Raw genomic sequence first — 21,165 nt, forward strand, 5'->3', positions numbered from 1 at the left:
CGCAGATACCCTGCGTAACCCCTCTTGACCTGAGGTGTCCCGCGTTCCACGATCTCCGCATGCATCGGGTCACTTTCGTAGCCGCCGCACGCAGCTCCTCGCTGCTGGCGGAACGCTTCGAGGACGACCGGCCACTGGACCAGGCCGGCTGGGACGAAGTGCAGCGCGCCGCCCCCGAGCTGGTGTCGCTGGCGGTGGCCGAGCTGCGCTACTGCTCACCGACGCCCCGCAGCCGGGCCACCGGCGACGCCCTGGGCTACGCGCCGCTCGTGCAGCCGGCCCTGCGCGACTGCGACATGGGCCGCTGGCGCGGCTTCACCCTGGGCGAGGCGATGGCCCGCGAACCCGCGGCCGTGGACGCCTGGCTCGCCGACCCGCGCTCCACGCCGCACGGCGGCGAATCGCTGCTGACCTTCATCGCTCGCGTCGGCGCCTGGCTCGACACCCGGCCCTCCGACGACGGCGGGCGGATCGTCGCCGTGGCCGAACCCTCGGTGATCCGGGCCGCCCTGGTCTACGCCCTGATGGCACCGCCCACGTCATACTGGAACATCGATGTACGTCCCCTGTCGACGACCACCGTCACGGGCCGCGCGGGCCGCTGGAACCTGCGCTTCGACGGAGCGTTCTCTCAGTCCACGCGCGCGTAGTCGGTGCTGAGCACCAGGTCCTTCGCGGGCCCCCGCACGCGCCACACGGTCCGCCAGTGGTTCTCGTCCCGGACGGTGAACTCACCCCGGTAGAGGTCCGCCGCGCACGGATGGTCGGCGACGTACCGCCCGGTGGTCAGGTCCAGGTCGTGGAAGGGGCGCCCGTCCGCGAACCGCACGTCCACCGTGCCGCGCAGCCGGCCCGGCAGGAAGCGCAGGGTCCGCTCGGCGGGGCGGGAGACGCCCCGCCAGACGAACGTGCCGGACTCCCGGTGCAGCAGGCCGCCTCCGTCGAGGTGACCGAACATCGTGGTTCCTTCGAAGCGGCCCTCGTCGCCGCTCGCCAGATCCCGCACCGACCGCTTCACGCGCCAGCTCCCGGCCAGGTACGCCAGCACATCGGGCACTGGCCAGAACTCGCCCATCCCGTGCCGTCCTCCGTCACTTCCGTTGCTGCGCGACCCATTGACGTCTCTCAGCCCTCTCCCCATCTTGCCGTTCGAACTGATGATCGGCGTCCCTGAGGATCAAGCGGGGCTGTCCCCTGCCGTGGGCTGCTGTCCGACCGGCAGCAGCCCACGCTCGGCGAAGACCTTCTTCGCGGCGAACGTGGCGTTGAGTGCCTTGGGCATGCCGCAGTACACGGCGGAGTGCAGCAGGGCCTCGACGATCTCCTCAGGTGAAAGGCCCACGTTCAGGGCCGCGTTGACGTGCACGTCGAGCTGGGCCTCGCAGCCGCCGAGGGCGGTGAGTATGCCGAGCGTCACCAACTGGCGGTCGCGCGGGGCGAGTCCGGGCCGGTCGTAGATGTCGCCGAAGGCCCAGGCGACGACCTGGTGGCCGAGTTCGGGGTTGATGTCCGAGAGCGCGTCGACGACCCGCTGACCGGCCTGGCCGTCCACGCGGTTGAGGACCTCCAGACCGTGCTTGAAGCGCTCTTCGCGGGTGGTGGAGCCGCTCACCGAGAGCGTCGGCTCCTGCGGGAAAGGCTGTTTTTCGGTCATGACAAGCACGCTAGGACCTGGAGCGCACTCCAGGTCAAGCCCACGGGGCGATCACCGGGCGCATGATCGCCGACTGATTCGGGCGCCGCCCTCGGGGCTACGGCCGGCGGCGGGGCTTGCCGCGCTTGGCGCCGCCCTTGGAGCCCGCGGAGCCGCCGCCGCGTGGGCTCTTGCCGGTGGCGGGCTTCCGCCGGGCGCCGCTGCCTGGGTCGGAGCGCTTGGGTGCGGCCTTGGGCTTCGGCTGGGCTGCGGCCGGAGTGCGGCCGCGTGAGCTGTTGACGGTCCGGCCGCGGACGATCCCGATGAAGTCCTCGACCATGTCGGTCGTCTCGTCCTGCGGCCAGGACAGCGCGACGCGCGACTCGGGGGCGTCGGTCACCGGCCGGTACGTGAGGTCCTTGCGGTGATGCAGACGGGCCAGCGACTGCGGGACGACGAGGACGCCGATGCCCGCCGCCACCAGTTCGACGGCGTCCGCCGTGGTGGCGGGACGCTCGATCGCGGGCCGCCCGGGCAGCCGCTCCCAGTCGAGGGTGTCGTCGAGGGGGTGCAGCACGATGTCGTCGGCGAGGTCCTCCGTGGAGACCTCGTCGACCGCCGCCACGATGTGGTCCTTCGGGACCACGACCACCGTCGTCTCGGTGTAGAGCGGGATCGCGCTGAGGTCGGTCCGGTCGACCGGCAGCCGCACGAAGCCCGCGTCGGCGCCACCGTCGCGCAGCAGGCCGAACGCCTCGGCGGTGGACACCGGGACCAGGGTCAGCGGGATGTCGGGAAGCCGTTCGTTCCAGATCCGCACCCATTTGGCGGGCGTGACCCCCGGGACGTACGCGAGACGGAATGAGGGGGGTGCTTCGGAGCCAGTCACTTCGTCAGGCTACCGGTCGTGCGGGCACCGGAGTGATCCGCGCTCGTGGTCGGCGGTGGCTCACATGCTCGATACCCTTGACACCATGAGTTCGCACCAGACCACCCAGACGATGAAGCCCGCCACCGCGGCGAAGAAGCTGGGTGTGTACCTCGAGGCCACCCCCGCCGAGTTCCGGGAGGGTGTCGTCTCGCGTGCCGAGCTGAACGCGCTGCAGGCCGACCCGCCCGAGTGGCTCCAGGAACTGCGCCGCAGCGGCCCGCACCCCCGGCCCGTGGTCGCCGCCAAGCTGGGCGTTTCCATCGCTGGGCTCGCACGCGGCGGGGTCACCGAGGCGCTCACCACGGAGCAGATCGAGGCGCTCAAGGCGGACGACCCCGAGTGGCTGCGGCGCGAGCGCGCCACCCAGGCTGAGGTCCGCAAGGAAGCGGACCGCATCGAGGAGAAGAACGCGGAACGCGCCGCCCAGTCCGGCGACGCGCGTTCCTGACCCGAGAAAGGTGATGTCCCTGCCCCGAGACCGGTCACCGGCCTCGGGGCAGGGACATCACCTTTCTCGGGGCTGTCCGCTCGCTGGGGAACGTCCTCGTCGGCATCGCGGAACGCGACGGAGCGCCTCGCATCTTCGTATCGCCGGTATCTCGTCTCGTATCGCCGCTATCCCGGCCCACGGCCCGCCCGCTGCGGACGCCCGCGAACGTCACGGCTGCGCGTCCTGGCGGTGCATCTTTGCCCGGTCGAGTACTTCGATGTACATGATCCGGCCGTTCACGACGTCCAGGTTCAGCATGCCTTCGGAGGGCAGGAGCAGCACGCACCGGTGGCCCGCGCCATACGGCTGCCCCTGCGGATGATCTGCCGTCCGGATGCTCTGGCAGAAGTCGTCGCCGCACCCGCACTCGCCGGCCATACGAAGATCCCACGCACAGATCGCCAGCTCACGTTCACCTTGATCCTCCAGGAGCGTCACCAGCTCGGCGACGAGGCTGGGATAGACGTCGCGGACGAGGGGGTGCTCCTGCTCCACCATGGGCGGAGGGTAGCCGCGGCGACCGGATGAGCACGACGGATTGCATAAACGTGCGGCGATACGTATAGTCATGCCATCTAAGAGGAGGGTTCCATGGCGGTACGTGCGGCGGTGGCCGGAGCAAGTGGGTACGCGGGCGGGGAACTGCTGCGTCTGCTCCTGGTGCACCCCGAGATCGAGATCGGCGCCCTGACAGGCAACTCCAACGCGGGCCAGCGCCTCGGCGCACTGCAGCCGCATCTGCTGCCGCTCGCGGACCGCGTCCTCCAGGAGACCAATCCCGACGTGCTCGGCGGACACGATGTCGTGTTCCTCGCACTGCCCCACGGGCAGTCCGCCGCCGTCGCCGAACAGCTCGGCCCGGACGTCCTCGTCGTCGACATGGGCGCCGACTTCCGGCTGAAGGACGCGGCCGACTGGGAGAAGTTCTACGGCTCCGCGCACGCCGGGACCTGGCCGTACGGCCTCCCCGAACTGCCGGGTGCCCGCGCCGCGCTGGAGGGGTCCAAGCGCATCGCGGTGCCCGGTTGCTACCCGACGGCCGCCTCGCTGGCCCTCTTCCCGGCGTACGCGGCCGGCCTCGCGGAGAACGAAGCCGTGATCGTCGCCGCTTCCGGGACCTCTGGTGCCGGCAAGGCGCCCAAGGCGCATCTCCTCGGCAGCGAGGTCATGGGCTCGATGTCCCCGTACGGCGTCGGCGGCGTCCACCGGCACACCCCCGAGATGATCCAGAACCTCGGCGCGGCCGCCGGTGAGCCCGTCACCGTCTCCTTCACGCCGACGCTCGCGCCGATGCCCCGCGGCATCCTCGCCACCTGCAGCGCGAAGGCGAAGCCCGACGTCACCGCCGAGTCCGTACGGACCGCGTACGAGAAGGCGTTCGCGGACGAGCCCTTCGTCCACCTCCTCCCTGAGGGGCAGTGGCCCGCCACGGCGTCCGTCTACGGTTCCAACGCCGTTCAGATCCAGGTCGCGTACGACGCCGCCGCGCACCGCATCATCGCGATCAGCGCCATCGACAACCTGACCAAGGGCACCGCGGGCGGTGCCGTCCAGAGCATGAACATCGCCCTGGGGCTCGACGAGGCCACCGGGCTGACGACGATCGGAGTTGCGCCGTGAGTGTGACGGCAGCAAAGGGATTCACGGCGGCGGGCATCGCCGCCGGGATCAAGGAGAACGGCAACCCCGACCTGGCCCTCGTGGTCAACACCGGCCCCCGACGCGCCGCCGCGGGCGTCTTCACCTCCAACCGCGTCAAGGCTGCCCCCGTGCTCTGGTCCGAGCAGGTACTGAAGGGCGGTGAGCTGACCGCCGTCGTCCTGAATTCCGGCGGCGCCAACGCCTGTACCGGTCCCAAGGGTTTCCAGGACACCCACGCCACCGCGGAGAAGCTCGCCGAGACCCTGACCGCCGCGGGGGTCGCCGAAACGGGCGCGGGCACCGTCGCCGTCTGCTCCACCGGCCTCATCGGCGTCCTGCTCCCGATGGACAAGCTGCTGCCCGGCGTCGGCACGGCGGTCGCCCAGCTCAGCCCGCACGGCGGCGAGAAGGCCGCCATCGCCATCAAGACCACCGACACCGTGCACAAGACGTCGGTGCACACGGGCGACGGCTGGACCGTCGGCGGCATGGCCAAGGGCGCCGGCATGCTCGCGCCGGGCCTGGCCACCATGCTGGTCGTGCTCACCACCGACGCGGACGTGGACAGCGAGACCCTCGACCGGGCGCTGCGCGCCGCCACCCGCACCACCTTCGACCGCGTCGACTCCGACGGCTGCATGTCCACCAACGACACCGTGCTGCTGCTGTCCTCCGGCGCCTCCGAAGTCACCCCGGCCTACGAGGAGTTCGCCGAGGCGGTGCGGGCGGTCTGCGACGACCTCGGTCAGCAGCTCATCCGCGACGCCGAGGGCGCCAGCAAGGACATCAAGGTCGAGGTCATCAACGCCGCGACCGAGGACGACGCCGTCGAGGTGGGCCGCTCCATCGCCCGCAACAACCTCCTCAAGTGCGCGATCCACGGCGAGGACCCCAACTGGGGCCGCGTCCTGTCGGCCATCGGTACGACATCCGCGGCCTTCGAGCCCGACCAGCTCAACGTCGCCATCAACGGCGTCTGGGTCTGCAAGAACGGCGGCGTCGGTGAGGACCGTGACCTCGTCGACATGCGCTACCGCGAGGTCCACATCGTGGCGGACCTCGCGGCAGGCAATGAGTCTGCGACGATCTGGACCAACGACCTGACGGCCGACTATGTCCACGAGAACAGCGCGTACTCCTCTTGACGTGCCCGCTTGGTTGTCGCGGGTCCTCGTCGTTGCCGACGAGGGTTCCTGTTTCACAGACGACCGCTCGCCCCGGACGAGTCCGGGACAAGTCTCACGTCGCCTCCGCAGGCCAACACCGCCCGCCCGGCGGCTGATCCGAGATCCTTCCGAAAGTCGGCTATGACGGTCAATCATCCAGAAGAGCGAATGTCCATCACCCGTAAGCACACCGCTCTGCCCAAGGCGCAGATCCTCATCGAGGCGCTGCCCTGGCTGACCCGGCACCGTGGCAAGACCGTCGTCGTCAAGTTCGGCGGCAACGCCATGATCGACGAGGAGCTGAAGGCGGCGTTCGCGCAGGACATCGTGTTCCTGCACCACGCCGGGCTGAAGCCCGTCGTCGTGCACGGCGGCGGCCCGCAGATCAGCCGGGCGCTCGACCAGCACGGCATCGTCAGCGAGTTCAAGGCGGGCCTGCGCGTCACCAGCGAGGACGCCATGGACGTCGTACGCATGGTGCTGGCCGGGCAGGTGCAGCGCGAGCTGGTCGGGCTGCTCAACCAGCACGGGCCGCTCGCTGTCGGCATGACCGGCGAGGACGCGCACACCATCACCGCCACCAAGCACCAGCCCGAGATCGACGGCGAGCCCGTCGACATCGGCCGGGTCGGCGAAATCACCCACATCGACACGGGCGCCATCGAGGCACTGCTCGCCGACGGCCGGATCCCGGTCGTCTCCTCGATCGCCCGCTCCCAGGACGACGGACATGTCTACAACGTCAATGCTGATACGGCGGCTGCGGCACTCGCTGCGGCACTGGGCGCCGAGACTCTCATGGTCCTCACGGACGTCGAGGGTCTCTACGAGGACTGGCCCGACAGTGACGAGGTGATCAGCCGCCTCACCGCCTCCGAGCTGGAGAAACTGCTGCCCGAGCTGGCCAGCGGCATGGTGCCGAAGATGGAGGGCTGTCTGCACGCCGTGCGCAACGGCGTCACCACGGCCCGCGTCATCGACGGCCGGGTCCAGCACTCGATCCTGCTGGAGATCTTCACCGACGAGGGGATCGGCACGATGGTCGTGCCGGACGAGAACACTCAGGGGACCGTGGAATGACCGGCACCGCGACCAACGCCGAGCTCACCCAGCGGTGGGAGGGCTCGCTCATGGACAACTACGGCACCCCGCGGCTGCCCCTCGTCCGCGGCGCGGGCACCAAGCTGTGGGACGCCGACGGCAAGCAGTACCTCGACTTCGTCGGCGGGATCGCGGTCAATGCGCTCGGGCACGCCCACCCCGCGATCGTCGAGGCGGTCAGCCGGCAGATCGGCTCCCTCGGCCATGTCTCCAACCTGTTCATCGCCGAGCCGCCCGTCGCCCTCGCCGAACGGCTGCTCCAGCTCTTCGGGCGCGAGGGCCGGGTGTACTTCTGCAACTCGGGCGCCGAGGCCAACGAGGGCGCCTTCAAGATCGGCCGGCTGACCGGGCGGAAGCACGTGGTCGCCACCACGGGCGGCTTCCACGGCCGGACCATGGGCGCCCTCGCGCTCACCGGCCAGCCCGCCAAGCAGGAGCCGTTCCTGCCGCTGCCCGGCGACGTCACGCACGTCCCGTACGGCGACGCCCAGGCCCTCGCCGCCGCGGTCACCGAGGAGACGGCCCTCGTCGTCATCGAGCCGATCCAGGGCGAGAACGGGGTCGTGGTCCCGCCGGCCGGCTATCTGAAGGCCGCGCGTGCCATCACCGCCGCCACCGGTTCGCTGCTGGTCCTCGACGAGGTGCAGACCGGCATCGGCCGCACCGGACACTGGTTCGCGTACCAGGCCCACGAGGGCGTCCTGCCCGACATCGTCACGCTCGCGAAGGGCCTCGGCGGCGGACTGCCCCTCGGCGCCACCGTCGCCTTCGGCCGCGCCGCCGGACTGCTGAAGCCCGGCCACCACGGCACGACCTTCGGCGGAAACCCGGTCGTCTGCGCCGCCGGACTGGCCGTACTCGACACCATCGAGTCCGAGGGACTCCTCGAGAACGTGAAGGCTGCGAGCGAGAAGCTGCGGGAGGGAATCGAGTCGCTCGGGCACCCTCTCATCGGCCACGTCCGAGGTGCGGGGCTGCTCCTGGGTATCGTGCTCACGGAGCCGCTCGCACCCCAGGTGCAGCAAGCGGCTCAGGACGCCGGCCTCCTGGTGAACGCGCCCGCCCCCGATGTCGTACGGCTGATGCCGCCGCTGAACCTCGGCGATGACGAAGTGGAGGCGTTTCTCCGGGCCCTTCCCGGCGTCCTCGACGCAGCCAACGGGGACGGATGATCCCGGGAAATGGGACGACGACGATGAGTCAGGCGCAGGACCACGAACCGGCCGGGCCTGCCGTGCCGCAGACCCGCACCGCACGCCACCGCCGGATCGTGGACATCCTCAACCGGCAACCGGTGCGCTCGCAGAGCCAGTTGGCGAAGCTCCTCGCCGACGACGGGCTGAGCGTCACCCAGGCGACGCTCTCCCGGGACCTGGACGAGCTGAACGCGGTGAAGATCCGCAACAACGACGGCGACCTCATCTACGCGGTACCGAGCGAGGGCGGCTTCCGCACGCCGCGCGCGCCGCTGGGTGAGTCGGCGAAGGAGGAGCGGATGCGGCGCCTCTCCGCCGAGCTGCTGATCTCGGCGGAGGCCTCGGCCAACCTCGTGGTCCTGCGCACCCCGCCGGGGGCCGCGCAGTTCCTGGCCTCCGCGATCGACCAGGCGGAGCTGCACGACATCCTCGGCACCATCGCCGGCGACGACACGGTGCTGCTGATCAGCCGGAATGCCACGGGTGGGCAGGCGTTGGCGGATCACTTGCTGCGGTTGGCTCAGAACAACCATTGATGGCCGGGGTGACCGTTGATGCTCGGGACAGCCGTTGATGTCCGGGCGTGGGCCGTGACGGGCGGCTCGCGCCCACGCGGCGGAGCCGCCGCAGGTTAACGTCCCGCGCCCACGCGGCGGAGCCGCCGCAGGTTAACGTCCCGCGCCCACGCGGCGGAGCCGCCGCAGGTCAACGTCCCGCGCCCACGCGGCGGAGCCGCCGCAGGTCAACGTCCCGCGCCCCTGACAGTTCAGCCCAGGCGTTGAGCCAATCCCCCCGTGCACCTGACCTCGTCGCCCGCGGTGATCAGCAGAGCCTCCACGTCCGGGAGGGACTCCAGCCAGGTCAGGGCCTCGCGTGAGCCCATGGCGAAGGCCGCCGTCGCCCAGGCGTCGACCCAGGTCAGCCGGGGGCCCACCACGGTCACGGCCACCAGGTCGGTGACCGCGGACTTGCCGGTGCGCGGGTCGACGATGTGGGCGCCGCGCTCGGCCGTGCCGGAGGTGGCCACCGCCAGCTGGTCGACGTCCGCGGCCGAGACGACGGCCGCGAGCGCACCCGGGCGCAGCGGGTCCGACACTCCGACCCGCCAGGGCCGCACCGGTCCGGGCGCACCGTACATCTGGACGTCGCCGCCGCCGTTCACGCTCACTCCGCTCGCCCCGGCCGCCGCGATGAGGCGTGCCGCGCGCTCGGTCGCCCAGCCCTTCACGATCCCCGTCGGGTCGAGCTGTCCCTCGTACGCCGTGCTGAACCAGCCCTTGCTCAGCCGCTCCGCCTCCGCGCCCAGGGCGAGCACCTCGGCGACCTCCGGATCGCACTGCTCGACGCTGAGCTCACCGCGTGCGAGACGCGAGATCTGGCTGTCCTCGCGGTAAGTGCTGAACACCTCGTTCACCCGGTGGAGCCCGGCGATCGCCTCCTCCAACGCGGCCTGTACGGCGGCCGGTTCCCCTCCGCGTACGTCGAAGGAGAAGACCGTGCCCATGACCTCCTCGGCATGGCGCAGCGCGGGCGGCGCCTCCGCCGGCTCAGCCACCGGCCTTGTCCAGCGCCGACTGGAGGGACTGCCGGTATCCGCCGCTGGTGTAGGTGGCTCCGGAGATGGCGTCGATGTCGGCGCTGCCCGCGGTGATGGCCGCCTGGTTGAGCTGGGGTACGGCGTTGTTGGTGATCTCGGTGCTGCGGCCGCCGCTGGGGGCCTGCACCGCCTCGGCCTTGGTGATCTTGTTGCCGGTGAGGGTCAGGCGGACCTGGACGGGCCCGTACTCGGTCTTGGCCACGGCGCCGACGACCGTACGGGCCCGGGAGGCCGGCGCCTGGGGGGACGAGGACGCCCCGGTGGACCCGCCGTCCCCTGCCTTGTCGAGCGCCGACTGGAGGGACTGCCGGTATCCGCCGCTGGTGTAGGTGGCTCCGGAGACGGCGTCGATGTCGGCGCTGCCCGCGGTGATGGCCGCCTGGTTGAGCTGGGGTACGGCGTTGTTGGTGATCTCGGTGCTGCGGCCGCCGCTGGGGGCCTGCACCGCCTCGGCCTTGGTGATCTTGTTGCCGGTGAGGGTGAGGCGGACCTGGACGGGCCCGTACTCGGTCTTGGCCACGGCGCCGACGACCGTACGGGCCCGGGAGGACGACTGCTGCGAGCCGCTGCCGCCCTGGGGCGACTCCTGCCCGGCCGCCGGCGGCTGGGGCACCGCTCCCCCCTGTGCCGAGGCCGCGGTAGGATCCGACGCCGGCTTCAGCGACAGCAGCAGGACGATCCCGGACACGGTGGCGGCGGTGGCGAGCATGACGCGCCGAATGGGGTGGCTCTTCTTCATCGCTCCTGACTCCCGTCGCTCACATCTCGAACGACTCGTGATGGATGCGGCGGGCGGGGACCCCCGCGCCGCGCAGTGCTTCGTAGACCTGCTGCGCGAAACCGGGCGGCCCGCACAGGAAGACGTCGTGGCGCTCGATGTCCGGCAGCTTCCGGCGCAGTGTGTCCGCCGAGATGTCCGGGCGCTCCCCGTCGGGGCTGTTCACCGCGTACATCAGGCGGGCCCCGCGCTCCTTGGAGATGGCGGCGAGCTCGTCCCACAGGGCCAGGTCCTGGGTGCTGTTCGCCCGGTACAGCAGCGTCAGGTCGCCGGACGCGCCGGGCAGCGTCTCGAAGAGCGCGCGCATCGGCGTGATGCCGACGCCGCCCGCCACCAGGAGCACCTTGCCGCGGCTGCGCTTGCCCGCCGTCAGCGCGCCGTACGGGCCCTCGGCCCAGACCCGGGTGCCCGGCTCCAGGTCGCGCAGCGCGCTGCTGTGGTCGCCGATCGCCTTCACCGTGATGCGCAGCATGTTGGGGCGGGGCGCCGCCGACAGCGAGTACGGGTGGCAGCTGAGCCGCATCCCCGGCGCCAGGAAGCGCCAGCGGAAGAACTGCCCGGCCTCCGCGCCGATCCGGTGCAGCTTCCGCCCGCTGATGAGCACCGACACGATGCCGGGCGTCTCCTCGATCACCGCCTCGACCCGCATCCGGTGCTTCACGTTGAGCTTGACCGGCACGATGATCCGGTACCAGATCACCAGCGCGGTCACCGACCCGTACAGCCCGTACCAGGCCGTCTTCGCGGTGGGCTCGACGGCGAAGTCGTTTCCGGTGGACAGCTGGTGCCAGAACGTCAGGAACACGGCCGCGTACGTCAGCAGATGGACGTGGTACCAGGTGTCGTACGGGATCAGGCGGCGGATCCCGCCGATGGAGATGAACCCGATGAGCACCAGCAGACCCGTGCCGATCGCCGCCTTGCCCATGTCCGGCAGCTGGTTGACCGAGTCGACGGTCTGCTGCACGATCCCGCCGAGCCCGTTGCCGGACTGCAGGGCGTAGCCCCACATGGTCAGGAAGAGGTGGGCGAGGACCAGGCAGATCGTGTACCGGCCGGTCATGGCGTGCCAGCGCGCGACCCGGTCGGAGCCGACCCGGCGCTCCAGGGCGGGCACCCGGGCCATCTGGAGCACCACGAGTGCCATCAGATAACCGGCGAGCAGCCCGGTGATCCGGCCCGCGTTGAGGATCTTGCTGTTGTTGTCGGCGATGGACGGGGTGTTGTTCCACCACAGCCAGATGACCCCGGCCGCGCCCGCCCACACGGCGAGCAGCAGCGGGACGGCCGGCGAGCGGCGAGGGCGGATACGGCGCATGGTCTGGCGCCGCGCGGCGCGGCCACCGGCGATCGTGGACACGGTTCCTCCGTGTTCGTCCGTGGAGACGGGGCATGGGGGGTGACCCCCTGGCCCAGAGATACGGTCCCGGACGGCCGTGCGTTCAGCGGCCTGGCGAGTCCGGTGTGAACGGGAGGGACTGGCGGTAACCGTCGCCGGTGTACGGGGCTCCGGAGACGCTCGGAGCGGCGCTCAGACGGCGGCGGGCGGAAGCGGAAGCGGCAGCCCGGGGAGGCCGTCCAGGCTCGTCGCGATGTGCTCCTTCTTCGCGAAGTACGCGTCCAGCGAGGCATCGTCCTCGCGCGCGAAGCGCTGGCGGTGCAGGTCGCGGTCCTCGTCGTACGACATGAAGGGGACCGCGTAGCCGCAGGTGTCGCGGACGAGTTCGGCCGTCACGACGATGATCGCGCGCAGGCCGTGCGGGGTCGGGTCGATGCCGGGGAAATGGGTGAGCAGTTCCTTGAAGCGCGGGTCGTCGCGGAAGACCGGCTCGCCGCGGCCGTGCACCCGGACGATGTTCGGCGGGCCCTGGAAGGCGCACCACATGAGGGTGATCCGGCCGTTCTCCCGCAGATGCGCGATCGTCTCGGCGTTGCTTCCCGCGAAGTCCAGGTAGGCCACGGTCAGTTCGTCGATCACGGCGAACGAGCCGGTGAGCCCCTTGGGGGAGAGGTTGACCGTGCCGTCCTCGGACAGGGGCGCGGTCGCGGTGAAGAAGAGGGGCTGCGCCTCGATGAACGTACGCAGGCGGCCGTCTATGCGCTCATAGGTCTTTCCCATGTCTAACGATTATTGGGCAAGGCCTTTCGTTTGTCTAAGGAATTGCGGGTTCCGTTGTCACTCGCCCCGCGCGTGGCCGTCACCCGCCCGGCGCATGACCGCATTGACGAATCATGCAGAGTCCTGCATACTCATGCATAACAGCGAATGCACTCTTGAGGAGAATCCCGTGACCGAGCGCGTCGTACTTGCCTACTCGGGCGGTCTGGACACCTCCGTCGCCATCGGCTGGATCGCCGAGGAGACGGGCGCCGAGGTCATCGCCGTCGCGGTCGACGTCGGCCAGGGCGGCGAGGACCTGGACGTCATCCGCAAGCGCGCGCTCGCCTGCGGTGCCGTCGAGGCCGAGGTCGCGGACGCCAAGGACGAGTTCGCCGATGAGTACTGCCTCCCGGCGATCAAGGCCAACGCCCTCTACATGGACCGCTATCCGCTGGTTTCCGCCCTCTCCCGGCCGACCATCGTCAAGCACCTCGTCGCCGCCGCCCAGAAGCACGGCGCCACCACCGTCGCCCACGGCTGCACCGGCAAGGGCAACGACCAGGTTCGGTTCGAGGCCGGCATCGTCGCCCTCGCCCCCGGCCTCAAGTGCATCGCCCCGGTCCGTGACTACGCGATGACCCGCGACAAGGCGATCGCCTTCTGCGAGGAGAAGAACCTCCCGATCGCCACCACCAAGAAGTCCCCGTACTCCATCGACCAGAACGTCTTCGGGCGCGCCGTCGAGACGGGCTTCCTGGAGGACATCTGGAACGCCCCGATCGAGGACATCTACGAGTACACCTCGAACCCGGCCGAGGCCCGCGAGGCCGACGAGGTGATCATCACCTTCAAGGAGGGCGTCCCGGTCGCCGTCGACGGCAAGCCCGTCACCGTGCTCCAGGCGATCCAGCAGCTCAACGAGCGCGCCGGCGCCCAGGGCATCGGCCGGATCGACATGGTCGAGGACCGGCTCGTGGGCATCAAGTCCCGCGAGGTGTACGAGGCTCCGGGCGCGATCGCCCTGATCACCGCCCACCAGGAGCTGGAGAACGTCACCGTCGAGCGCGAACTCGCCCGCTACAAGCGGCAGGTCGAGCAGCGCTGGGGCGAACTGGTCTACGACGGCCAGTGGTTCTCCCCGCTCAAGCGCGCCCTGGACGGCTTCATCAACGAGGCCAACCAGCATGTCAACGGCGACATCCGGATGACCCTGCACGGCGGCCGCGCGGTCGTCACCGGCCGGCGCTCCGAGTCGTCGCTGTACGACTTCAACCTCGCGACGTACGACACGGGCGACTCGTTCGACCAGGCCGCGGCCAAGGGCTTCATCGACATCTACAGCCTGTCGTCGAAGATCGCCGCACAGCGCCAATTGCAGGCATAGCCTGACGTAGACCTCGCGTAAGTAGCCTCGCGAGTACGAAGCGCGTACGACAGCCGCCTCCTCGCCGTACTGGTGGGGAGGCGGCAGCAGATGACCAGTCTTTGAGGAGCAGAGCAAGTGAGCAGCAACAGCGGTGACGTACGGCTCTGGGGCGGCCGTTTCGCCGACGGTCCCGCCGAGGCGCTGGCGAAGCTGTCCGCGTCCGTCCACTTCGACTGGCGGCTCGCGCCGTACGACATCGCGGGATCGCGTGCCCACGCGCGCGTGCTGCACAAGGCGGGCCTCCTCACCGAGGACGAGCTCACGCGGATGATCGCGGGCCTCGACCAGCTCGAAGCGGATGTCGCCGACGGCTCCTTCGTCGGCACCATCGCGGACGAAGACGTCCACACCGCCCTCGAGCGCGGCCTCCTGGAGCGCCTCGGCCCCGACCTCGGTGGCAAACTGCGCGCGGGACGGTCGAGGAACGACCAGGTCGCCACCCTCTTCCGCATGTACCTGCGCGACCACGCCCGCATCATCGGCGGCCTGATCGCCGATCTCCAGGACGCCCTGATCGGTCTGGCCGAGGCACACCCGGACGTCGCGATGCCGGGCCGTACCCACCTCCAGCACGCCCAGCCGGTGCTCTTCGCCCACCACGTCCTCGCGCACGTCCAGTCCCTGTCCCGGGACGCCGAACGCCTTCGCCAGTGGGACGAGCGGACGGCCGTGTCGCCGTACGGCTCGGGCGCGCTGGCCGGTTCCTCCCTCGGCCTTGACCCGGAGGCCGTCGCCCAGGACCTCGGCTTCGAGCACGGCAGCTCCGCCAACTCCATCGACGGCACGGCGTCCCGCGACTTCGTCGCCGAATTCGCCTTCATCACCGCGATGATCGGCGTCAACCTCTCCCGGATCGCCGAAGAGGTCATCATCTGGAACACGAAGGAGTTCTCCTTCGTCACCCTCCACGACGCGTTCTCCACGGGCTCGTCGATCATGCCGCAGAAGAAGAACCCGGACATCGCGGAGCTGGCGCGCGGCAAGTCGGGCCGTCTGATCGGCAACCTGACGGGCCTTCTCGCCACTCTCAAGGCGCTGCCCCTCGCGTACAACCGCGACCTCCAGGAAGACAAGGAGCCGGTCTTCGACTCCTGCGACCAGCTGGAGGTCCTGCTCCCCGCCTTCACCGGCATGATGGCCACGCTCACCGTCAACCGCGAGCGCATGGAGGAACTGGCCCCGGCCGGCTTCTCGCTCGCCACCGACATCGCCGAGTGGCTGGTCAAGCAGGGCGTGCCGTTCCGTGTCGCGCACGAGGTCGCGGGCGAGTGCGTGAAGGTCGCCGAGGCCGAGGGCAAGGAGCTGGACGGCCTCACGGACGAGCAGTTCGCGAAGATCAGCGCCCACCTCACCCCCGAGGTCCGCTCCGTCCTCAACGTCCCCGGTGCCCTCGCCTCCCGCAACGGCCGCGGCGGTACGGCGCCCAGTGCGGTCGCCGTTCAGCTCGCCGAGGTCAAGGCGGACGTGGCGGCCCAGCACCAGTGGGCGGACGCCAAGCAGTAGCAGGTCGCGTATCTCAGGGCCATCGCGGGTTACGTTGGTCGCAAGCCGTACCGGAGCCGACCGAACGGAGCCCGCGATGCCCTTCGCCCGCCTGGCAACAGCGACGACTCCCACCGCCCACATCGGCCTCGGCCTGGCCGCCGTGGGCCGCCCCGGCTACATCAACCTCGGCCGTGAGCAGGACCTCCCGGAGGGCCGCAGCGTCGACGCCCTGCGCGAGCGCACCCACGAACTCCTCGAAGCCGCCTACGCACAGGGCGTGCGCTACTTCGACGTGGCCCGCTCCTACGGCCGCTCCGAGGAGTTCCTCGCCGACTGGCTGAACGGCCGGCCCGACATCGACGACGTCGTCATCGGCAGCAAGTGGGGCTACACCTATACGGCGGACTGGCGCGCCGACGCCGAAGAAAACGAGGTCAAGGACCACAGCGTCGCCGCGTACGAACGGCAGCGCGGCGAGACGGCGGAGCTGCTCGGCGACCGCCTCGACCTCTACCAGATCCACTCGGTGACCCCGGACAGCCCGGCCCTCACCGACAAGGAACTCCACGCCAAGCTCGCCGAAGCGGCCGCGGGCGGTCTTTCGGTCGGCTTCTCCACCAGCGGGCCCCACCAGGCCGAGACCATCCGCGCCGCGCTCGCCGTCACGGTCGAGGGCGAGCCCCTCTTCCGTACGGTGCAGTCCACGTACAACGTGCTGGAGACCTCGGCCGCGCCCGCGCTCGCCGAGGCCCACGACGCCGGTCTCACGGTGATCGTCAAGGAGGGCATGGCCAACGGCCGGCTCGCGGAGCCGTACGCGCCGGACGCGCTCAAGTCCGTCGCCGCGGAGATCACCCTGGGCTGTGACGCGGTGGCCCTCGCGCTGATCCTGCGGCAGCCCTGGGCCGGCGTCGTCCTCTCCGGCGCGGCGACCGTCCTGCAGCTCGCCTCGAATCTGCATGCGGCGGTCGTCGACCTCGACGACAACCAGCTCGCGCGCCTCGACTCCCTCGTCGAGGATCCGCAGGCCTACTGGGAGCGGCGCGGACAGCTGCCCTGGCACTGAGAGAACCCCTGCGCCCGGGAGTGTGTGAGACCCGTACGCTTCTCATGAGACATGAATGTCTCATATGGACTACGCTTGTCTCATGGCTGTCGACCGTGAACATGTGCTGCGCAGCGCAGCCGCCCTGCTGACCCGCAAATCCACCGCCACCATGGACGAGGTCGCCAAGGCGGCCGGAATCAGCCGGGCCACGCTGCACCGCCAGTTCGCCGGGCGTGACGCGCTCGTACGGGCGCTGGAGGTGCTCGGCATCCAGGAATGCGAGGCGGCGCTGGAGGCCGCCCGCCTCGACGAGGGCACCGCTCAGGAGGCCCTGCACCGCCTGGTGAAGGAGCTCGAAAGCGCCGCCGGGCTGGTCGCCTTCCTCTACACCGAGAACCAGCTGTTCGAGGGCGAGGGGCAGCACGAGGGCTGGGCCCGGCTCGACGCGCGGATGGCCGCCCTGTTCCGGCGCGGCCAGGAGAGCGGCGAGTTCCGCATCGACCTCACCCCGGCCTGGCTCACCGAGGCGCTCTACGGGCTGATGGCCTCGGCGGCGTGGGCCGTGACCGAAGGCCGCGTCGCCGCCAAGGACTTTCACTACATGATCGTCGAGCTGCTGCTCGGCGGCGCACTACGGAGAGAGGAATCATGACCAGCACCCTGCGGCCGGCGTCCGTGACGCGGGAGACAGAGAGGCGGCCGGGCCGTTGGGCCGCGCTCGCGGTGCTGATCCTCGCCGTGCTCCTGGTGGCCGTGGACGCGACCGTCCTCGGCCTCGCGACCCCCCACATCAGTGAGGACCTGAAGCCCTCGGGCACGCAGCTCCTCTGGATCGGGGACGTCTACTCGTTCGTCATCGCCGGCCTGCTCGTGTCCATGGGCAGCCTCGGCGACCGTATCGGCCGCAAGAGGCTGCTGCTCGTCGGCGCCACGGCGTTCGGCCTGGTCTCCGTGCTCAACGCCTATGCCACGACACCGGAGTTGATGATCCTGGCGCGGGCGCTGCTCGGTGTCGCGGGCGCGACCCTGATGCCCGCCACGCTCGCCCTGATCCGCAACATCTTCCACGACCCGCGCGAGCGCAGCATGGCCATCGGCATCTGGGGCGCGACCGCCTCCGCCGGTGCGGCAGCCGGCCCGGTCGTGGGCGGCTTCCTGCTCGAACACTTCTGGTGGGGTTCCGTCTTCCTCATCAACCTCCCGGTGATGGTGGTCCTCGTGCTCGTCGGCAGCAAGCTGCTGCCCGAGTCGCGCAACCCGAACCCCGGCCCGTGGGACCTGAGCAGCGTCGTCCTCTCGCTCGTCGGCGTGATCGGCGTCGTGTACGCGATGAAGGAAGCCGCCGCGCACGGGCTGTCCTGGCAGCCTACGGCCACCGGTCTGGCCGGTGCCGTCGCCCTGTACTGCTTCGTGCGACGGCAACTCGCCCTGCCCACACCGCTGCTGGACGTGCGGCTGTTCCGCAACCGGGGGTTCTCCGGAGCCGTCCTCGCCGACCTGTTCACCGTCCTCGGGATGTCCGGACTCGTCTTCTTCCTCTCGCAGTATCTGCAACTCGTGCAGGGTAGAGGGCCGTTGGAGGCCGGGCTCGCCGAAGTCCCCGCCGCCTTGGGCGCGGTGGCGGCCGGTCTGGTCGCGGGCTCGGCCGCGCGGCGGTTCTCGGTGCGCGCCGTCGTCTCCGGCGGTCTCACCGCGGTGGGGCTGGCGCTCGGCGCGCTCACCCTGCTGAGCCAGTCCACCGGCTATCCGCTGCTCGGCGCCGCCCTGCTGATCGTCGGCCTCGGCGCGGGCTTCTCGTTCACCGTCACCGCCGACGTGATCCTCTCCAGCGTGCCCAAGGAGCAGGCGGGCGCCGCCTCCGCCGTCTCCGAGACGGCATACGAACTCGGCGCCGCCCTCGGCATCGCGCTCCTCGGCTCCATCGTGACCGGCGTCTACGCGGACTTCACCGGCCCGGCGGGTACGCCGGCCGCGGCGCACGAGTCATTGGGCGGTGCCGTGGAGGTGTCGGCGGGTCTGCCGACACACACCGCAGAGGCACTTCTTGGCGCGGCCCGTGAGTCCTTCGTCGACGGCCTCGCGATGGCAGCGGGCGCAGGCGCAGCGGTCCTGCTGGTCACGGCGGCGGCAGCGTGGTTCTTGCTGAAGGGACAGCGCCTGGAAAACGCCGGCCAGGGGAACGCCCCATAAGGGGCGCGGGGCTGTGACGATATGCGGCTCCGCCCCGTGGGCGCGACCAGCCCACGGACACCCGCGGTCGCCAGACGGCAGATCCCCAGTGGTCCTCTGCGAGCTTCGGTTTCCGCTACGCGGCTTTGGCCTTGGTGGCGTACATGTCCACGTACTCCTGCCCCGACAGCCGCATGACCTCCGTCATCACGGAGTCGGTCACCGCCCGCAGGACATAGCGGTCGCGGTCCATGCCCTCATAGCGCGAGAACTCCATGGGCGCGCCGAAGCGGACCGTGACGCGGCCGGGGCGCGGCATGCCGGCGCCGCCGGGCTGGATCTTGTCCGTGCCGATGATGGCGAACGGCACGATGGGCGCGCCGGTCATCATGGCCAGCCGTGCGATGCCGGTGCGGCCCCGGTAGAGCCGGCCGTCGGGGGAGCGGGTGCCCTCCGGGTAGATGCTGAAGACCTTGCCCTCCTCCAGCACCCGGCGGCCCGTCATCAGGGCCGCGACACCGCCGTGGCCGCCGTCCCGGTCGACCGGGATCATGCCGACGCCGGTGAAGAACCAGGCCATCAGCCGGCCCTTGAGGCCCTTGCCGGTGACGTACTCGTCCTTGCCGATGAAGAAGACCTGGCGGTCGCAGAAGAGCGGCATGATCATCGAGTCGATGAACGTGAGGTGGTTGCCGGCCAGGATGACCGGACCGTCGCCCGGGATGTGCTCCACGCCCTCCACCCGTGGGCGGAACATCAGGCGCATGATCGGTCCGAGCACTGCCTTGATGAGCGCGAAGCGGGACAACGGGCCCTCCGGTGTCAAGGGATCGGTATGAAGTCTGAGCAGGTGAGGACGATACCTCGCGGCCCCTGGGGTAGTGCACATCGGGCGCCCCGGGTTCACCCAGGTCTTACGCATTGTTGACCCACGTTTACCTGCGGTGGCGCGCGGTGAGCTGCCCCTAACACGGAGGCGACGATGTGACGCACATCGCGCGTGGCCGTATCGGGCGCCTACCCCGTGCGCGCGATCCGAAGCCCGACGGATCGCCACATCGCCTTCTCTGTACGGCCCGTACGCCTGTCCCGCACGGCCCACATGACATCCGGCGTCACCCGCGTGTTCCGTTCGGGGTATCCCGACCGCCATGTCCACCCCCCTACGATCGGCCCGCATGGACGACTGAGGACGGCAGAGGACGGCAGGAGGGCGCTCATGGAGACTCGGCAGCCGAACGAGCGAGCGGGCGGGACCGGACGGCGGATGCTCCTCGGAGCCGCGGTGCTCGGGGCGGGCGGAGCGGTCCTCGGCCTCTCCGGCACGGCGAGAGCCGACGAGCGGCACGGCGGCGGGGGTCTGAAGAGCCTGCCCGCGCCGACGGTCATCGGACACCGCGGGGCCAGCGGCTACCGCCCTGAGCACACGCTCGGTGCGTACCAGCTGGCCCTCGACATGGGCGCGGACATCGTCGAGGCGGGCGACCTGGTGCCCACCAAGGACGGTCACATCGTCTGCCGCCACGAGCCGGAGATCGGCGGCACCACGGATGTCGCGGCGCACCCCGAGTTCGCCGACCGCAAGACCACCAAGACCCTCGACGGGGTCGCCACCACCGGCTGGTTCACCGAGGACTTCACGCTCGCCGAGCTGAAGACCCTGCGTGCCGTCGAGCGCATCCCCGCCAACCGCCCGCACAACACCCTCTACAACGGCCGCTGGGAGATCCCCACCTTCGAAGAGGTGCTCCGCTGGCAGGACGAGCAGACCCGTAAGCGCGGCAAGCAGGTCTGGATCTACCCCGAGACCAAGCACCCCACCTTCTTCCGCAAGCTGGGCCTCGGCCTGGAGGAGCGGGTGGCCAAGCTGCTGCACAAGTACGGCAAGGACAAGTGGAACTCGCCGGTCATCCTCCAGTCGTTCGAGCCGACCAGCATCCAGCGGCTGAACAAGCTCGTCGACAACCCCCTGGTCGTCCTGCTCTCCAGCGCGACCAGCCGCCCCTGGGACTTCGTCGAGGCGGGTGACCCGCGCACGGTCGCCGACCTGATCACCCCCAAGGGCCTCAGGGAGATCGCCGGCTACGCGCAGGGCATCGGCCCGACCCTCGATCTGATCATCCCGAAGGACTCCAGCGGCAACCTCACCACGCCGACCAGGCTCGTGGCCGACGCGCACAAGCGGGGCCTGATCCTGCACCCGTACACCATGCGCAACGAGAACCCCTTCCTGCCCGCGAACTTCCGCAAGGGCACCGACCCGGACGCCTACGGGGACGCCTTCGGCGCCTTCAAGGCCTACTTCGAGACCGGCATCGACGGCGTCTTCACCGACAACCCGGACACCGCGCTGCTCGCCCGCGCGGACTTCGTCAACGGATGACCCCGTCACCCCGATGGGGG

The 21,165-nt window shown here is 70.3% G+C and carries 22 protein-coding genes; 13 read left to right on the forward strand and 9 right to left on the reverse strand.

The window, feature by feature from the left end; all coding sequences use genetic code 11:
• Positions 1-59: 59 nt before the first annotated feature.
• Complete coding sequence (locus C4B68_RS32935; RefSeq protein WP_099500157.1) at positions 60-650, forward strand: histidine phosphatase family protein; 591 nt, start codon at positions 60-62, stop codon at positions 648-650.
• On the opposite strand, the gene C4B68_RS32940 is transcribed toward C4B68_RS32935, so the two are convergent.
• The 3 genes from C4B68_RS32940 to C4B68_RS32950 form a co-directional block, all read right to left on the reverse strand.
• Positions 632-1,075: a DUF6314 family protein gene (locus C4B68_RS32940; RefSeq protein ID WP_099500158.1), complete on the reverse strand. Its 444-nt coding sequence runs from the start codon at positions 1,073-1,075 to the stop codon at positions 632-634. The two genes, C4B68_RS32935 and C4B68_RS32940, sit on opposite strands and share 19 nt — an antisense overlap.
• 102 nt (positions 1,076-1,177) lie before the next feature.
• A complete protein-coding gene (locus C4B68_RS32945; protein WP_180289199.1) occupies positions 1,178-1,612 on the reverse strand; it encodes a carboxymuconolactone decarboxylase family protein in 435 nt (144 codons plus the stop codon).
• 139 nt (positions 1,613-1,751) lie between these two features.
• Positions 1,752-2,522 carry a LysR family substrate-binding domain-containing protein gene (locus C4B68_RS32950; RefSeq protein WP_099500160.1) on the reverse strand — a complete coding sequence of 257 codons (771 nt, stop codon included), beginning with the start codon at positions 2,520-2,522 and terminating at the stop codon, positions 1,752-1,754.
• 85 nt (positions 2,523-2,607) lie between these two features.
• On the opposite strand from C4B68_RS32950, the gene C4B68_RS32955 reads away from it, so the two are divergent.
• Positions 2,608-3,012, forward strand: a complete 405-nt coding sequence (locus tag C4B68_RS32955; protein ID WP_240634553.1) for a DUF5997 family protein — start codon at positions 2,608-2,610, stop codon at positions 3,010-3,012.
• Between the two features lie 210 nt (positions 3,013-3,222).
• Here the strand turns inward: C4B68_RS32955 and C4B68_RS32960 are convergent, their stop codons facing one another.
• Positions 3,223-3,552, reverse strand: a complete 330-nt coding sequence (locus C4B68_RS32960) for a hypothetical protein (protein WP_099500162.1) — start codon at positions 3,550-3,552, stop codon at positions 3,223-3,225.
• Positions 3,553-3,645: 93 nt separating this feature from the next.
• Here C4B68_RS32960 and argC point away from each other — a divergent pair, with 93 nt between their 5' ends.
• From argC to C4B68_RS32985, 5 genes are all read left to right on the forward strand, one after another.
• On the forward strand, positions 3,646-4,674 hold the full coding sequence (gene argC, locus C4B68_RS32965; protein ID WP_099500163.1) for an N-acetyl-gamma-glutamyl-phosphate reductase: 1,029 nt from the start codon (positions 3,646-3,648) through the stop codon (positions 4,672-4,674).
• A complete protein-coding gene (gene argJ, locus C4B68_RS32970) occupies positions 4,671-5,840 on the forward strand; it encodes a bifunctional glutamate N-acetyltransferase/amino-acid acetyltransferase ArgJ (RefSeq protein ID WP_099500164.1) in 1,170 nt (389 codons plus the stop codon). The genes argC and argJ overlap by 4 nt, the downstream gene beginning before the upstream one ends.
• Before the next feature lie 189 nt (positions 5,841-6,029).
• Positions 6,030-6,941 carry an acetylglutamate kinase gene (gene argB, locus C4B68_RS32975; protein WP_099500165.1) on the forward strand — a complete coding sequence of 304 codons (912 nt, stop codon included), beginning with the start codon at positions 6,030-6,032 and terminating at the stop codon, positions 6,939-6,941.
• Positions 6,938-8,134, forward strand: coding sequence for an acetylornithine transaminase (locus tag C4B68_RS32980; RefSeq protein WP_099500166.1), 1,197 nt, complete (start codon positions 6,938-6,940; stop codon positions 8,132-8,134). The genes argB and C4B68_RS32980 overlap by 4 nt, the downstream gene beginning before the upstream one ends.
• A gap of 23 nt (positions 8,135-8,157) precedes the next feature.
• Complete coding sequence (locus C4B68_RS32985) at positions 8,158-8,694, forward strand: arginine repressor (protein ID WP_099500167.1); 537 nt, start codon at positions 8,158-8,160, stop codon at positions 8,692-8,694.
• 230 nt (positions 8,695-8,924) lie between these two features.
• Here C4B68_RS32985 and C4B68_RS32990 read toward each other — a convergent pair whose 3' ends face one another.
• The 4 genes from C4B68_RS32990 to C4B68_RS33005 all read right to left on the reverse strand — a co-directional run bounded on the left by C4B68_RS32990 (position 8,925) and on the right by C4B68_RS33005 (position 12,652).
• A complete protein-coding gene (locus tag C4B68_RS32990; protein ID WP_099500168.1) occupies positions 8,925-9,713 on the reverse strand; it encodes an FAD:protein FMN transferase in 789 nt (262 codons plus the stop codon).
• On the reverse strand, positions 9,706-10,494 hold the full coding sequence (locus C4B68_RS32995) for an FMN-binding protein (protein WP_099500169.1): 789 nt from the start codon (positions 10,492-10,494) through the stop codon (positions 9,706-9,708). The genes C4B68_RS32990 and C4B68_RS32995 overlap by 8 nt, the downstream gene beginning before the upstream one ends.
• Before the next feature lie 19 nt (positions 10,495-10,513).
• Complete coding sequence (locus C4B68_RS33000; protein ID WP_099500465.1) at positions 10,514-11,851, reverse strand: ferredoxin reductase family protein; 1,338 nt, start codon at positions 11,849-11,851, stop codon at positions 10,514-10,516.
• Between the two features lie 213 nt (positions 11,852-12,064).
• A complete protein-coding gene (locus C4B68_RS33005) occupies positions 12,065-12,652 on the reverse strand; it encodes a pyridoxamine 5'-phosphate oxidase family protein (protein WP_099500170.1) in 588 nt (195 codons plus the stop codon).
• Between the two features lie 169 nt (positions 12,653-12,821).
• On the opposite strand from C4B68_RS33005, the gene C4B68_RS33010 reads away from it, so the two are divergent.
• From C4B68_RS33010 to C4B68_RS33030, 5 genes are all read left to right on the forward strand, one after another.
• Positions 12,822-14,018 carry an argininosuccinate synthase gene (locus C4B68_RS33010; protein WP_180289194.1) on the forward strand — a complete coding sequence of 399 codons (1,197 nt, stop codon included), beginning with the start codon at positions 12,822-12,824 and terminating at the stop codon, positions 14,016-14,018.
• A 117-nt stretch (positions 14,019-14,135) separates the two neighbouring features.
• Positions 14,136-15,563: an argininosuccinate lyase gene (argH, locus tag C4B68_RS33015; protein ID WP_099500172.1), complete on the forward strand. Its 1,428-nt coding sequence runs from the start codon at positions 14,136-14,138 to the stop codon at positions 15,561-15,563.
• Between the two features lie 76 nt (positions 15,564-15,639).
• The gene (locus tag C4B68_RS33020; protein ID WP_099500173.1) at positions 15,640-16,611 is read left to right on the forward strand and encodes an aldo/keto reductase; all 972 of its coding nucleotides are present in this window, start codon (positions 15,640-15,642) and stop codon (positions 16,609-16,611) included.
• Positions 16,612-16,693: 82 nt separating this feature from the next.
• Complete coding sequence (locus tag C4B68_RS33025) at positions 16,694-17,245, forward strand: TetR/AcrR family transcriptional regulator (RefSeq protein ID WP_240634554.1); 552 nt, start codon at positions 16,694-16,696, stop codon at positions 17,243-17,245.
• Positions 17,242-18,783 carry an MFS transporter gene (locus tag C4B68_RS33030; protein ID WP_099500175.1) on the forward strand — a complete coding sequence of 514 codons (1,542 nt, stop codon included), beginning with the start codon at positions 17,242-17,244 and terminating at the stop codon, positions 18,781-18,783. Before C4B68_RS33025 ends, C4B68_RS33030 begins: the two co-directional genes overlap by 4 nt.
• A 115-nt stretch (positions 18,784-18,898) precedes the next feature.
• Here C4B68_RS33030 and C4B68_RS33035 read toward each other — a convergent pair whose 3' ends face one another.
• On the reverse strand, positions 18,899-19,588 hold the full coding sequence (locus tag C4B68_RS33035; RefSeq protein WP_167459209.1) for a lysophospholipid acyltransferase family protein: 690 nt from the start codon (positions 19,586-19,588) through the stop codon (positions 18,899-18,901).
• A 393-nt stretch (positions 19,589-19,981) separates the two neighbouring features.
• Here C4B68_RS33035 and C4B68_RS33040 point away from each other — a divergent pair, with 393 nt between their 5' ends.
• A complete protein-coding gene (locus tag C4B68_RS33040) occupies positions 19,982-21,145 on the forward strand; it encodes a glycerophosphodiester phosphodiesterase (protein ID WP_099500177.1) in 1,164 nt (387 codons plus the stop codon).
• Positions 21,146-21,165: the final 20 nt, after the last annotated feature.

The sequence above is a fragment of the Streptomyces dengpaensis genome (assembly GCF_002946835.1).
GTDB classification, from domain to species: domain Bacteria; phylum Actinomycetota; class Actinomycetes; order Streptomycetales; family Streptomycetaceae; genus Streptomyces; species Streptomyces dengpaensis.